The 12,533-nt window shown below is 71.4% G+C and carries 12 protein-coding genes; 6 read left to right on the top strand and 6 right to left on the bottom strand.

Going from position 1 to position 12,533, the window contains the following annotated elements:
• The first annotated feature begins 67 nt into the window (after window positions 1–67).
• Together ACFV9J_RS31260 and ACFV9J_RS31255 are read left to right on the top strand one after the other, a co-directional pair.
• On the top strand, window positions 68–1,699 hold the full coding sequence (locus tag ACFV9J_RS31260; RefSeq protein WP_385359710.1) for an LCP family protein: 1,632 nt from the start codon (window positions 68–70) through the stop codon (window positions 1,697–1,699).
• Between the two features lie 118 nt (window positions 1,700–1,817).
• Entirely contained in the window at window positions 1,818–3,419 is a 1,602-nt protein-coding gene (locus tag ACFV9J_RS31255; protein WP_385359709.1) for an LCP family protein, read from the top strand.
• Between the two features lie 31 nt (window positions 3,420–3,450).
• Here ACFV9J_RS31255 and ACFV9J_RS31250 read toward each other — a convergent pair whose 3' ends face one another.
• Complete coding sequence (locus ACFV9J_RS31250; RefSeq protein WP_385359707.1) at window positions 3,451–4,731, bottom strand: LCP family protein; 1,281 nt, start codon at window positions 4,729–4,731, stop codon at window positions 3,451–3,453.
• A 120-nt stretch (window positions 4,732–4,851) separates the two neighbouring features.
• On the opposite strand from ACFV9J_RS31250, the gene ACFV9J_RS31245 reads away from it, so the two are divergent.
• Window positions 4,852–5,418: an acyl-CoA thioesterase gene (locus ACFV9J_RS31245; RefSeq protein ID WP_030873063.1), complete on the top strand. Its 567-nt coding sequence runs from the start codon at window positions 4,852–4,854 to the stop codon at window positions 5,416–5,418.
• 39 nt (window positions 5,419–5,457) lie between these two features.
• On the opposite strand, the gene ACFV9J_RS31240 is transcribed toward ACFV9J_RS31245, so the two are convergent.
• Window positions 5,458–6,498, bottom strand: coding sequence for a vWA domain-containing protein (locus ACFV9J_RS31240; RefSeq protein WP_385359704.1), 1,041 nt, complete (start codon window positions 6,496–6,498; stop codon window positions 5,458–5,460).
• Between the two features lie 145 nt (window positions 6,499–6,643).
• Window positions 6,644–7,801 carry an acyl-CoA dehydrogenase gene (locus ACFV9J_RS31235; protein ID WP_385359703.1) on the bottom strand — a complete coding sequence of 386 codons (1,158 nt, stop codon included), beginning with the start codon at window positions 7,799–7,801 and terminating at the stop codon, window positions 6,644–6,646.
• Between the two features lie 192 nt (window positions 7,802–7,993).
• On the opposite strand from ACFV9J_RS31235, the gene ACFV9J_RS31230 reads away from it, so the two are divergent.
• The gene (locus tag ACFV9J_RS31230) at window positions 7,994–9,337 is read left to right on the top strand and encodes a UDP-glucose dehydrogenase family protein (protein ID WP_385359700.1); all 1,344 of its coding nucleotides are present in this window, start codon (window positions 7,994–7,996) and stop codon (window positions 9,335–9,337) included.
• Window positions 9,338–9,466: 129 nt separating this feature from the next.
• On the opposite strand, the gene ACFV9J_RS31225 is transcribed toward ACFV9J_RS31230, so the two are convergent.
• A complete protein-coding gene (locus tag ACFV9J_RS31225) occupies window positions 9,467–9,976 on the bottom strand; it encodes a CGNR zinc finger domain-containing protein (protein ID WP_385359698.1) in 510 nt (169 codons plus the stop codon).
• Between the two features lie 111 nt (window positions 9,977–10,087).
• On the opposite strand from ACFV9J_RS31225, the gene ACFV9J_RS31220 reads away from it, so the two are divergent.
• Together ACFV9J_RS31220 and ACFV9J_RS31215 are read left to right on the top strand one after the other, a co-directional pair.
• Window positions 10,088–10,459 carry a VOC family protein gene (locus ACFV9J_RS31220; protein WP_385359696.1) on the top strand — a complete coding sequence of 124 codons (372 nt, stop codon included), beginning with the start codon at window positions 10,088–10,090 and terminating at the stop codon, window positions 10,457–10,459.
• Between the two features lie 31 nt (window positions 10,460–10,490).
• A complete protein-coding gene (locus ACFV9J_RS31215) occupies window positions 10,491–10,883 on the top strand; it encodes a VOC family protein (RefSeq protein ID WP_385359693.1) in 393 nt (130 codons plus the stop codon).
• Between the two features lie 12 nt (window positions 10,884–10,895).
• On the opposite strand, the gene ACFV9J_RS31210 is transcribed toward ACFV9J_RS31215, so the two are convergent.
• Both ACFV9J_RS31210 and ACFV9J_RS31205 read right to left on the bottom strand, forming a co-directional pair.
• A complete protein-coding gene (locus ACFV9J_RS31210) occupies window positions 10,896–12,026 on the bottom strand; it encodes a dipeptidase (protein WP_385359691.1) in 1,131 nt (376 codons plus the stop codon).
• A 92-nt stretch (window positions 12,027–12,118) separates the two neighbouring features.
• Window positions 12,119–12,475, bottom strand: coding sequence for a MerR family transcriptional regulator (locus ACFV9J_RS31205; RefSeq protein ID WP_385359689.1), 357 nt, complete (start codon window positions 12,473–12,475; stop codon window positions 12,119–12,121).
• Window positions 12,476–12,533: the final 58 nt, after the last annotated feature.

The raw sequence follows: 12,533 nt of genomic DNA, 5'->3' as shown, positions 1-12,533 counted from the left end.
CTGTCGTACGTCTGACAGGGCGGCGACGGGCCGACGCGGTGGCCCGGGGGCGGGGAGGGACGCGGAAGTGACGCGGAGCAGTGTGCAGGGGGAGGACACGGACGAGGGCGCGGCAGACGCCCCCGAACGTGCGGAGACCGTCCGGAGGGACGGCGACAACGGTGTCGACGGCACCAAGGACGACACCGAGAGCGAGCCCGACGCCCCCCGTCCGCGCAGGCGACGGCGGGTCCTGCGGTGGACCGCGGTGGTGCTCGCCGTGGTCCTGGCCGGCACGGCCGCAGCGGGTTACCTCTACTACGAGCACCTCAACGGCAACATCAAGCAGGACGCCCTGAACCTGGGCGACAACAAGGTCGCCGAGCCGACGCCGAACGCGGCCGGGCAGACTCCGCTGAACATCCTCGTCATCGGCTCGGACGCCCGGGACAGCGAGGAGAACCAGCAACTCGGCGGCGCCCGCGAGACGTTCGGCTCCACCCCGCTGGCGGACGTGCAGATGCTGGTGCACCTGTCCGCCGACCGCAGCAACATGTCGGTGGTCAGCATGCCGCGCGACACCCTGCTGGAGATACCCAGGTGCACCGACCCGGACGACGGTGAGGTGTACCCGGCGAGCGAGGGCCGGGTGATGACCAACCAGAGCCTCGGCCACGGCGGCCCGGGCTGCACGGTGGCCACCTGGCAGGAGCTGACCGGCATACACATCGACCACTTCGTGATGGTCGACTTCGCGGGCGTGGTCTCGATGGCCGACGCCGTCGGCGGCGTCCCGGTCTGTGTGGACGCCAACATCCACTCGCGCGACAACTCGGGCCACGGCTCCGGTCTGAAGCTGGCGAAGGGCACGCACCCGGTCAAGGGCGAGCAGGCCCTGCAATGGCTGCGCACCCGGTACGGCTTCGAGGACGGCAGCGACCTCGCACGGGCCAAGGCCCAGCACATGTACCTGAACTCGATGGTCCGGGTGCTGCGCGAGAACGCGACCCTCAGCAGCCCGAACAAGCTGCGCAGGCTCGCCGAGGAGGCCACCGAGGCGCTCACCGTCGACCCGGGCCTGGACTCCGTCAAGAAGCTGTACGACCTCAGCAACGAGCTGCGGAAGGTGAAGCCCGAGCGCATCACCATGACCACGATGCCCAACCGGTACGTGGGCGCCCGCGTCGAGCCGACCGAGGACGCGGAGCAGTTGTTCCGGCTGGTGCGCGAGGACATCGCGCTGGACGGCAAGGACCCGAAGAAGAAGCCGGACGCCGAGCCCAAGCTCCCGGCCGACCCGGCCGCACCCGACGACGAGATCGCGGTGCAGGTCCGCAACGGCACCCGCACCGACGAGCTGGGCAGCGCCCCCGGCCGCGCGAACACGGTCACCGGGCTCCTGGTGGAGCGGGGCTTCACGAAGGCGGTCGCGGACCCGTCGGTGCTGCCGAGCGAGGACCGTACGATGATCCGCTACCCGAGCGCCGACCTGGAGGGCGACGCACGCCGCGTCGCCAAGTCCCTCGGGATACCGGCGAGTTCGGTGAAGCGCTCGACGGACGTCTCCGGCGTCACGCTCGTCGTGGGCGCCGACTGGCGCGAGGACACGGCGTACCGGGCGCCCGAGAGCGACGACCGGACCCCCGAGTCGGCCGAGGCACTCAACGGCGCGGACGACAGCGCCTGCATGCACGTGAACCCGGCGTTCACCTGGTCCTGACCGCCGTCACCGCGGACGGGGCCGGCGCCGGTACCCCGGCCTTCACCGGCGCTCCCGTTACCGCGAACGGGGGACACGGGTGCGCGCCGCGGGGTCACAGCCCCGGGCAGCAGATCGTATGGGCCTACGGTGCTCACGAATCCCGCGTCACTCCCCTGTCCGGCCGCACGGTCCACGCCCTGGGCCCGTCCCCGCGGAGGTGTTCCCCTTGCCCACGCCGCCCCGCTCGTCCCGGGTCCCGGCCTCGACCAACCGGGGCGGGCCCCCGCCGCAGCGCGGCGGCCCCCGGCCGTCCGGGCGTCCGCCGAGGCCCCCCGTGCGGCGGAAGAAGCCGCGCTGGGCCATGCGGGCGGTGACCGCGCTGTCGGTGGTGGTGCTCGCCTCCGCCGGGATCGGGCACGCGGTGCTCTCCAGTCTGGACTCGGACATCTCGCGGTTCGACGCGTTCAAGGACATGAAGAACCGGCCGCGGGCGGGCGACGGCATGAACGTCCTGATGGTCGGCACCGACGGCCGGGACGAGATCACCGAGGAGGAGCGGCGCAAGTACCGGCTGGGCGGCGCCCCCTGCCACTGCACCGACACGATCATGATCGTGCACATCTCGGAGGACCGGGAGCGCGCGAGCGTCGTCAGCCTGCCGCGCGACTCGTACGCCGAGACGCCCGGCCACACCGACCGCACCACCGGCGAGCACCACAAGGGGCACCCGCTCAAGCTGAACGCGGCCTATGCCGAGGGCGGCCCGCAGCTGACGATCCGCACCGTGGAGAACATGACCCGGGTGAAGATCGACCACTATCTGGAGGTCGACTTCACCAGCTTCATGAAGACCGTGGACGTCCTCGGCGGGGTGCGGATCTGCACGGTCCAGCCGCTCAAGGACAGCTACACGGGACTCGACCTGCCGGCCGGCTCCCACACCCTGATGGGCGGGCAGGCGCTGCAGTACGTGCGGGCCCGCCACCTCGACGGCGCCTCGGACCTGAGCCGGATGAAGCGCCAGCAGCGTTTCCTGGCCGCCCTGATCGACCGGGCGACCTCCTCGGGAATCCTGCTGAACCCGCTGAAGTTCCGCGACGTCACCCGGGCCGTGCTCGGCTCGGTCCGGGCCGACCAGGGCTTCGGCACCGACGAGCTGCTGACGCTCGGGCGGGCGATGCGGAACTTCTCGCCGTCGTCCTCCGAATTCACCACCGTGCCGATCGGGCAGATGGGCTACGCGGTCAAGGGCGTCGGTTCGACGCTGAAGTGGGACCCGGCCAAGTCGGAACGGCTCTTCGACGCCCTGCGCGAGGACAAGCCGCTGGCCGCGCCGAAACCGAGGCCGAAGGGGCCGGCGCCGGTGCGGGTCCCGGTGGACCCGAAGCAGATCCGCGTCCAGGTGGAGAACGGCACCCGCACCTCCGGGCTGGGCAAGCGGGTGGACGCCGCGCTGGCGGCGACCGGGTTCCGCACGACCAAGGCACCGCGGAACGCCAAGGACCGGGCGGTCGGGCGGACCGTCGTCGCCTACGACCCCCGCTGGGACCAGTCGGCGAAGTCACTGGCCGCCGCGCTGCCCGGCAGCGAGCTGAAGCCGGTCAAGGGGCAGGGCGCCACGCTGAAGGTGATCGCGGGCGCCGACTTCGAGAAGGTGGCCAAGGTGCGGCCGGCCGACCCGCCGCAGGAGTCGGGCACCGTGGTGCGGGGCGACGAGGTGGTCTGCGGCGAGGAGTGAGGCGCGCCGGGGTCCACCGGCGCGCCCGGGCTCAGTTGTTGCCGGAGACGGTGACCTTCTCGTCGTTCTTCAGTTCCTCGACGAGCTTCTTCACCTTCGCGTCGTCCCACTTGAGGTTGCCGCCGACGCTGCCCGAGATCGGCATGTTCATCGAGGTGCCCTCGCCGCCGCTGACGCTCTTCATCGCCCAGAACATGCTCGCCAGGTCGAACAGGCCCATGTCCTTGTCGACGACCAGGGAGTCCAGGCCGGCGCCCATGGTCGGGTAGAGCTTGAACGGGTTGAGGATCGTCGACGGGGTGGCCACCTGGCTCGCCAGCGCCGACAGGAACTTCTGCTGGTTCTTGGTGCGGTCCAGGTCGGAGCCGGCCAGCGCGTACCGGGTGCGGACGAAGGCGAGGGCCTCCTGGCCGTCCAGGGTCTGCTTGCCCTTCTTGAGGTCGGCGCCGGACTTCTTGTCCTTGATGTCCTGCGGGATGTCGATCTCGACGCCGCCGACCGCGTCCACGATGTTCGCGAAGCCGCCGAAGCCGATCTCCACGTAGTGGTCCAGGCGCAGCCCGGTGTTGTGCTCGACGGTGCGCACCAGCAGCTCGGGGCCGTCCTCGGCGTAGGCGGCGTTCAGCTTGGTGTGCCGGCCCGTGCCCGGGTACTTCTTGCCGGACTCGGAGCCGACGAAGCTCGGGATCTCCACGTCCGAGTCGCGGGGCAGGGAGATCAGCGTCGACCCGTTGTCCCCGGTGTGCAGGATCATCATCGAGTCGGTGCGCTTGCCCTCGGCGTAGCCGGTGTGCAGGTCCTTCATCTGGTCCTTGGACATGCCCTCGCGGCTGTCGGACCCGACGATGAGGTAGTTCGTGCCCTCGCCGGCCTCGGGCCGCTCGATGACCTTGGACAGGTCGACCTCGCGGTTGAGCTTGGAGTCGGCCCAGAAGTAGGTGCCGACGGTGGTGACGACCAGCACGGTCACCACCGTGATCGCGGTCCACTTGATCCGGCGGCGCCAGTTCGGCGCGGGCCGGCCCGGTGCCTGGCGGCCGGGCCCCTGGCCACCGCCGCCGCCGTAGACCTGGCCGGTGTTGTAGCCGCTGTCGTACCCGTCGCCGCCGTGCCCCTGGCCGTCGGTGTACGACGGCTGCTGGGGCACCCCGGCGCCGTACGGCGGGGCCGACGGGCCCGGGCCGGGCGGCGGCGTCGCGCCGCGGCGGACCTGACGCATCACGCGTGCGCTCTCCGGCCGTGCGCTCGCGCTGCCGCGCCCGTAGCCGCTGCCGCGGTTGTCACCGGACCATCCCTCGGGCCAATCATTCATGCGCACCAGTGTGCAGGGCCGCCCTGTGGGCCTTACAAGGTATGTCGGAAAATCAGGGCAGTGCTGTTGCGAACCCGACACAAAATCAAGCCCGTGTGCCCCCGGCATAAGGTGGAGGCCATGACAGACCAGGCAGAACAGGCCTCGGCCGCGCAGTCGACGGCCCCGGAGATCCCGGGCAAGCCGACCTCGGCGTCCCGCACCACCCTCAGTCACATCATGACGCACAGCGACACCAACCTTCTGGGCACGGTGCACGGCGGTGTGATCATGAAGCTCGTCGACGACGCGGCGGGCGCCGTGGCCGGACGGCACTCCGGCGGGCCCGCCGTCACCGCCTCCATGGACGAGATGGCGTTCCTCGAACCGGTCCGCGTCGGCGACCTCGTCCATGTGAAGGCCCAGGTCAACTGGACCGGCCGCAGTTCCATGGAGGTGGGCGTCCGGGTCCTGGCCGAGCGCTGGAACGAGTCCACCCCGGCCACCCAGGTCGGCTCGGCCTACCTGGTCTTCGCGGCCGTGGACGCCGACGGCAAGCCGCGCACGGTGCCGCCGGTGCTGCCCGAGACCGAGAAGGACAAGCGGCGCTACCAGGAGGCCCAGATCCGCCGCACCCACCGCCTGGCCCGCCGCCGGGCCATCATGGAACTGCGGGAGCGGCGGGTGGCGGAGGGGTACGAGGACTGACCTCCGCCCGGGGCCCCACCCACCCGGGCGTCGGCTGCGTCAGAGCATGAGCAGGAGCCGCGTGTTCGGTACGAGCTTCCGGTTCACGCTCGTGCTCTGCACGAAGATCGTGAATTCGTCGTTGTGGTCGGGCTTGATGCGGACCTCCACGTCCGGCAGGCCGAGCAGGGCGCGGGCCTCGGGCCCCGTGTACACCCGGTCCGTCTTCTTCTCCAGCACCGATATCTGCTTCTTCGGCTGGACCTTCTCCGACTTGCTCAGCTGGTAGAAGGCACCACCGGTGCGGTAGGTGTGCCCGCGCTCGACGACCCAGTCGCGGATCGCCACGTCGCGGGTGACGTCGATCAGCTGGTACTTCGACGACTCCACCGGGGTGAGGCCGGCCGCCCTGATGGTGTCCTTGTTGACCGCGTCCCCGCCCGTGGAGAACACGGCCCGCGACCCGCGGATGCCCTTGGTGCGGCCCACCATGAACTTCTCGGTGGCCTCCTGGATGACCTGTCCGGCCTCCTCCAGGCCCTGGGTGCTCGTGGCGTCCCAGATGGCGATGTTGTCCTTCGGGAACCCGTACTGCATGGCCTCGCGCTTGCCCATCTGGTCCGGCACGAGGACGGCCAGCGTCCAGTTGTCCGCCTGCGTCTCGATCATCCGGGACACGGCCTCGACCAGTGCGCGCGGGTCCCTGGCGGGGGCGTCCGGGCAGCGGTGGCTCACGTTCTCCTGGCCGTCCGTGAGGACGAAGGTCAGGAAGCTGTGGTCGCCGTACAGCTGGGCCGTCTGCGCCAGCTCCCGCTGCGACTTGAGCGTGGCGGCCAGCAGCGCCGTCATGCCGCCGACCCGGTACATCTGCCGCAGCGACGGCATCCGCAGCACGTCCTTGTCGTAGATGACGCACTCCACCTGGTCGGCGAAGACGTACACCGTGACGCGGGTCTCCTGGTCCAGCTCCTGCGACCGGCGGGCCAGGTAGGCGATCTGCTGGTCGGCGACCTCGACCACCTTGTGGCTCAGGCGCCGCATGGACGAACTGGCGTCCAGCACGAGAGCGACGTGGTTGATGTAGTTCTGGCTCTTGGACATGGCGGCTCCCCCTACTACGTACCGATTGCCGCTCGGCGGCTTCCCGACTCGATGGATCCACCGTCTCACCCACCACTGACAATCGGTCACGACGAGCGAGGGGCGCCCGGCCTGCGGACGCCCCTCGCTGACAAGTCCCCGACCGCTACGGCAGGTTGCGCGCCATGACGATGCGCTGGACCTGGTTGGTGCCCTCGTAGATCTGCGTGATCTTGGCGTCGCGCATCATGCGCTCCACCGGGTAGTCCCGGGTGTAGCCGTAGCCGCCGAGCAGCTGGACGGCGTCCGTGGTCACCTCCATGGCCACGTCCGAGGCGAAGCACTTGGCGGCAGCCCCCTGGAAGGTCAGGTCGCTGTCCCCACGCTGCGACTTGGCGGCCGCCGCGTAGGTGAGCTGGCGGGCGGCCTCGATCTTCATGGCCATGTCGGCCAGCATGAACTGGATGCCCTGGAAGTCGGCGATCGGCTTGCCGAACTGCTTGCGCTCCTTGACGTAGCCCTTGGCGTAGTCGAGGGCGCCCTGGGCGATGCCGAGGGCCTGGGCGGCGATGGTGATGCGGGTGTGGTCCAGCGTCTGCATCGCGGTGGCGAAGCCGGTGCCCTCCGCGCCGATCATGCGGTCGGCGGGGATGCGGACGTTGTCGAGGTAGACCTCGCGGGTCGGCGAGCCCTTGATGCCGAGCTTCTTCTCCGGGGCGCCGAAGGAGACGCCCGCGTCGGACTTCTCGACCACGAAGGCGGAGATGCCCTTGGAGCGCTTGTCCGGGTCGGTGACGGCCATCACCGTGTAGTACTCGCTGACGCCCGCGTTGGTGATCCAGCGCTTGACGCCGTTGAGCACCCAGAAGTCGCCGTCGCGGACGGCCTTGGTCTTCATGCCGGCCGCGTCCGAGCCCGCGTCGGGCTCGGAGAGGCAGTAGGAGAACATGCCGTCGCCCTTGGCGAGCGGGGTCATGTACTTCTTCTTCAGCTCCTCGGAGCCGGAGAGGATCACCGGCAGCGAGCCGAGCTTGTTGACCGCCGGGATGAGGGAGGAGGAGGCGCAGGCGCGGGCCACCTCCTCGATGACGATCACCGTGGCGAGCGCGTCGGCGCCCGCGCCGCCGTACTCCTCGGGGACGTGCACCGCGTGCAGGTCGTTCGCGGTGAGCGCGTCCAGCGCCTCCTGCGGGAAGCGCGCCTCCTCGTCCACCGCTGCGGCGTACGGCGCGATCTTCGCCTCGGCCAGCGAGCGGACGGCGTCCCGGAGCATGTCGTGCTCCTCGGACGGGCGGTACAGGTCGAAGTCAGCCGATCCGGCCAAGGTGTCTCACGCTCCAAAACGCTGTGATGCTGGGCACGCTAACTACCGTTAAGTAACCCAAATTTTAGAGCCCCGGCCGGTCCATGGATAGGTGAGCTTGACGACAGCCGGCCCAAAGCCCGCGAACGGCTTTTCCGGCGCTCCGGATATGCTCGGGCGCGCAACCGTGCCGTACACCTCTGGAGCGCATCCATGGCCCTGAAGATCACCGTGATCGGTACCGGCTATCTCGGCGCCACCCACGCGGCGGCCATGGCCGAGCTCGGTTTCGAGGTGCTGGGTCTCGACGTGGTGCCCGAGAAGATCGAGATGCTCCAGCGGGGCGAGGTCCCGCTGTACGAGCCCGGTCTGCGGGAGCTGCTGGGCAAGCACGTCGCCGGGATCGAGGGCGCCAGCGGGCGGCTGCGCTTCACCACCGACTTCGCCGAGGTCGCGGCCTTCGGCGACGTGCACTTCCTGTGCGTGAACACCCCGCAGAAGCACGGCGAGTACGCCTGCGACATGTCGTACGTCGACTCCGCGCTCGCCTCGCTCGCGCCGCACCTGACCGGCCCCGCGCTGGTCGTCGGCAAGTCGACCGTGCCGGTGGGCTCCGCCGACCGGCTGGCCGCCTACCTGGCCGAGCACGCGCCGGCCGGCGACGGGGCCGAGCTGGCCTGGAACCCGGAGTTCCTGCGCGAGGGCTTCGCCGTCGAGGACACCCTGCACCCCGACCGCCTGGTGGTCGGCGTGCGCAGCGAGCGGGCCGAGCGGCTGCTGCGCGAGGTGTACGCGACGCCGATCGGGGAGGGCTCGCCGTTCGTCGTCACGGACTTCCCGACGGCCGAGCTGGTGAAGACCGCCGCGAACTCCTTCCTCGCCACCAAGATCTCCTTCATCAACGCGATGGCGGAGGTCTGCGAGGCGGCGGGCGGCGACGTCGCCAAGCTGGCGGAGGCGATCGGGTACGACGACCGGATCGGGAAGAAGTTCCTGCGGGCCGGGATCGGCTTCGGCGGCGGCTGTCTGCCGAAGGACATCCGGGCGTTCATGGCGCGCGCGGGCGAGCTGGGCGCCGACCAGGCGCTGACCTTCCTGCGCGAGATCGACTCCATCAACATGCGCCAGCGCGGCCAGATGGTGGAGCTGACCCGGCAGGCGCTGGGCGGCGGCCCCTTCCTCGGCAAGCGCGTGGCGGTGCTCGGCGCCACCTTCAAGCCCGACTCGGACGACGTACGGGACTCCCCCGCGCTGAACGTCGCCGGGCAGGTGCACCTCCAGGGCGCCCAGGTGACGGTGTACGACCCCAAGGGCATGGACAACGCCCGGCGCCTCTTCCCGACCCTCGGCTACGCCGACTCGGCGCTGGAGGCGGTGCGGGGCGCGGACGTGGTCCTGCACCTCACCGAGTGGCGGGAGTTCCGCGAGCTGGACCCCGAGGTGCTGGGCGAGGCGGCGGCGGCCCGGGTGATCCTGGACGGCCGCAACGCCCTGGACCCGACGCTGTGGCGGAAGGCCGGCTGGACGTACCGGGCGATGGGCCGCCCGACCGCCTGAGGGCTGTCCGAGGGCCGTCCTGAGGGAGGCGAAGGCGACGCCGGTTCGGCCGAGGCTCAGTCGGCCGAACCGGCGTCGCTCGCATTGTGCCGCAGTGCGCGGCCGGCCGGCCGGTGAAGCGGGCGGTGTTTACGACTCCTTGGCCCGGTACCGGCGCATCTTGGCGCGGGCCCCGCACACCTGCATGGAACACCAGCGACCGCGTCCCGCCGGGCTGCGGTCGTAGTACGCCCAGTGGCAGTCGGCGGCCTCGCACGCCTTGAAGCGGCTCCAGGTGCCGGCCACCAGTGCCTGGGCGACGGCGGCGGCGACGCGGGCGGTCAGCGAGCCCTCCCCGGCCGGGGCGAGGGCGGCGGAGCCGTCGGCCGGGTCGACGGCGACGACCAGCGGGGCGGCCGCCAGCAGCTCCCCCAGCGGGGTCACCGCGCGGTGCGGCGGGTGGCCGGCGTGGGCGAGCAGGGTCGCGCGCAGGGACTCGCGCAGCTCACGGGCGGCCGGTACCTCATCCTCCGCCAGGCCGAAACGCGCCCGAACCGCCGGGGTGTCCAGCGAGTCGGCACCCGTCTCGATGTCCAGCAGCGTGTTCACCAGGGCCTCCACCAGCTCCAGGCCGCCGGGTGCGGGCGATCGCTCACTCATGCTTGCGACGTTACCGCCAATACGGCAACATGCAGTAACCGTTACCGGTTACCCGCATAGTGCTGGTAACCATGCCGGTGACCGAAGACCGCGTACTTCAAGGAGGAAGTCATGGCTGTCGCCGAACTGGGCCCCGTCGTCCTGGACTGTCCCGAGCCCCGTGCACTGGCCCGCTTCTACGCCGGCGTGCTCGGCGGCACCGTCGAGGGCGAGGGCGAGGGCGAGGGCGACTGGGTCGACCTGGAGCTGCCGGGCGGCCGGGCGCTGGCCTTCCAGGCGGCGCCCGGGTTCGTGCCGCCTAAGTGGCCCGCGCCGGACGACTCGCAGCAGTTCCACCTCGACCTCACGGTGAAGGACCTGGACGCGGCCGAGAAGGCGGTGCTCGAGCTGGGCGCGCGTCCGCTGGACGCGGAGGACCGCACCCGTACCTTCCGGGTTTACGCCGATCCGGCCGGGCACCCGTTCTGCCTCTGCGCCTGCTGAACACCGGCCCACGAGCACTCGGAGGACTCCCATGGCACCCGCGGCAGGTTTCCGTTCCGTCGTCGTCGACTGCCCCGACCCCCGTGAGCTGGCCCGCTTCTACGCGGCGGTCGGGGGCGGCACGCCCGACGAGGGGGACCCGGACTGGGTGGTCCTCCAGGTGCCCGGCGGACCCCGCCTGTCCTTCCAGCGGGCCCCGGACCTCACCCCGCCCGAGTGGCCGCGCTCCGACCGCAACGCCCAGCAGTTCCACCTCGACTTCGACGGCGGGGCGACCTGGGCGGAGATGGACGCGGCGCACGAGCGGGTGCTCGCGCTGGGCGCCCGGCCGCTGGACCTGGAGGACCGGGAGAGGAAGGACTTCATGGTGTACGCCGATCCGGCGGGGCATCCGTTCTGCCTGTGCCGGATCGAGCACACGTGACGCTCGCGCGGGCTATCCGTCCAGGTCGGCGATGGTTGCCGTGGACGGCTCGCGGCGCAGCTGGGCCGCCTTCGCGGTGAAGGCGGCGGCACGCAGGACCCGCTGGACGTTGCCCCAGGTCAGCAGGGCGACGTCCGCCTCGTCCCAGCCGCGCCTGAGCAGTTCGGCGATGAGCCGGGGGTAGCAGGAGGGGTCGCCCAGCTCCAGCGGGTGCGCGGCGCCGCTGTCGTAGGTGCCGGACAGGCCGACGCTCTGCGGGCCGGCCACCGTGCGGACGTGGTCGAGGTGGTCGGCGACGTCCCGGACCGTCGGGCCGGTCTGCTCGGCGGTCAGCGGCACCATGCACAGGCCGCCGGCCGCGCCCAGCTCCACCAGCAGGTCGTCGGGGAGGTTGGCGGGGTGCGGGCGCAGGGCGCGGGCGGCGGAGCGGGTGCACAGCGCCGGCGCCTTGGACACCGCGAAGGTACGGCGGATGGTCTCGGCCGAGGCGCCGGAGAGGTCGGCGACGACACCGAGCCGGTTCATCTCCCGGACGACCTCCTCGCCGAACCGGGTCAGCCCCGCCTCGCTCGCCCAGCTCACCCCGGACAGCGTCAGGACGCGCAGGCCGAGGGCGTGCAGCGAGCGCAGGATGCCGAGGCGGTCGCCGAGGGCGGCGGCGCCGGCGGGGCCGGGCAGTACGGCGACCCGGCCGCAGTTGCGGGCGTCGATGGCCTGCCCCGCGTCGTAGGCCAGGCGCAGTCCCTCCGGGTGGGCCCGCACGACCGTCTTGACCAGGTCGAGCTGCTCCAGCGTGGCGCCGACCGCACGGTCCCCGTCGAGGGACTCGGGCAGGTGCAGCGACCACAGCAGCGCACCCACGTGCCCCTCGCGCAGCCGCGGCACGTCGGTGTCGACCGCGCTCTCGCCCAGCTCCAGGTCGTACCAGGGCAGGTGCTTGAGCGCCCAGGGCAAGCCGCTGCAGCCGTCGGCGACGGGGTGGGCGGCCAGCACGGCGAGCGCCCGGGTCAGCGGCTCGTCGTCGGGGTCGGACACGGGAGCGTAGGGCTCCGGCGGAAAGGCCTCCGCGGCGAGCGGCACGGGCAGGTCGTCGAGCCCACCGGCCTCGGTACCGGTGTGCAGGTCGTCCTGGAGGTCTGCCATGACGGGCTCCGTACGGTCGTCGTGAGGTACGGCCACCGTCGCACGGAGCGGAAAGGGCTTCCTGGTGGGTGGGGCGTTCGGGGGTACGCGGCTCAGCCCCTCGCGGCGTCGATCACCTCGTCGAGGGTGTCCCGGGAACGGAGCAGATCCGTGATCGTCCGGTCGATGCGGGCGCGTTCGGCGGTGAGGTCGGCGAGCAGCTTCGGCGTCGCCACGACCGAGGGGCCGCCGTCGCCGTCGCGCATGCACGGCAGCAACTGCGCGATCTTGCTGCTGCACAGCCCGGCCGCGTACAGCTCCTGGATGCGGATGACCCGGTCGACGGCCGCCTCCGCGTACTCTCGGTGCCCGCCGGGCGTACGCTCGGCCGCGAGCAACCCCTGCTTCTCGTAGTAGCGCAGCGAGCGCTCGCTGACGCCCGTGCGCCGGGCCAGTTCCCCGATCCGCATCCGCCGTGCCTCCCGGTCCCGGACTTGATTCTGACACCGGTGTCAAGTTTTAGCGTAC

The organism is Streptomyces sp. NPDC059906 (assembly GCF_042730645.1).
In the GTDB taxonomy this organism is placed as follows: Bacteria; Actinomycetota; Actinomycetes; order Streptomycetales; family Streptomycetaceae; genus Streptomyces; species Streptomyces rubrogriseus.
This window is presented reverse-complemented; position numbering and strand designations above follow the sequence as displayed.

What these genes read in the sequence shown, in the direction of transcription:
- ACFV9J_RS31255 (WP_385359709.1), top strand. Translation starts at nt 1,818, where the DNA reads ATGGGCCTACGGTGCTCACGAATCCCGCGTCACTCCCCTGTCCGGCCG.
- ACFV9J_RS31250 (WP_385359707.1), bottom strand. Translation starts at nt 4,731, where the DNA reads ATGAATGATTGGCCCGAGGGATGGTCCGGTGACAACCGCGGCAGCGGC.
- ACFV9J_RS31245 (WP_030873063.1), top strand. Translation starts at nt 4,852, where the DNA reads ATGACAGACCAGGCAGAACAGGCCTCGGCCGCGCAGTCGACGGCCCCG.
- ACFV9J_RS31240 (WP_385359704.1), bottom strand. Translation starts at nt 6,498, where the DNA reads ATGTCCAAGAGCCAGAACTACATCAACCACGTCGCTCTCGTGCTGGAC.
- ACFV9J_RS31230 (WP_385359700.1), top strand. Translation starts at nt 7,994, where the DNA reads ATGGCCCTGAAGATCACCGTGATCGGTACCGGCTATCTCGGCGCCACC.
- ACFV9J_RS31225 (WP_385359698.1), bottom strand. Translation starts at nt 9,976, where the DNA reads ATGAGTGAGCGATCGCCCGCACCCGGCGGCCTGGAGCTGGTGGAGGCC.
- ACFV9J_RS31220 (WP_385359696.1), top strand. Translation starts at nt 10,088, where the DNA reads ATGGCTGTCGCCGAACTGGGCCCCGTCGTCCTGGACTGTCCCGAGCCC.
- ACFV9J_RS31215 (WP_385359693.1), top strand. Translation starts at nt 10,491, where the DNA reads ATGGCACCCGCGGCAGGTTTCCGTTCCGTCGTCGTCGACTGCCCCGAC.
- ACFV9J_RS31210 (WP_385359691.1), bottom strand. Translation starts at nt 12,026, where the DNA reads ATGGCAGACCTCCAGGACGACCTGCACACCGGTACCGAGGCCGGTGGG.
- ACFV9J_RS31205 (WP_385359689.1), bottom strand. Translation starts at nt 12,475, where the DNA reads ATGCGGATCGGGGAACTGGCCCGGCGCACGGGCGTCAGCGAGCGCTCG.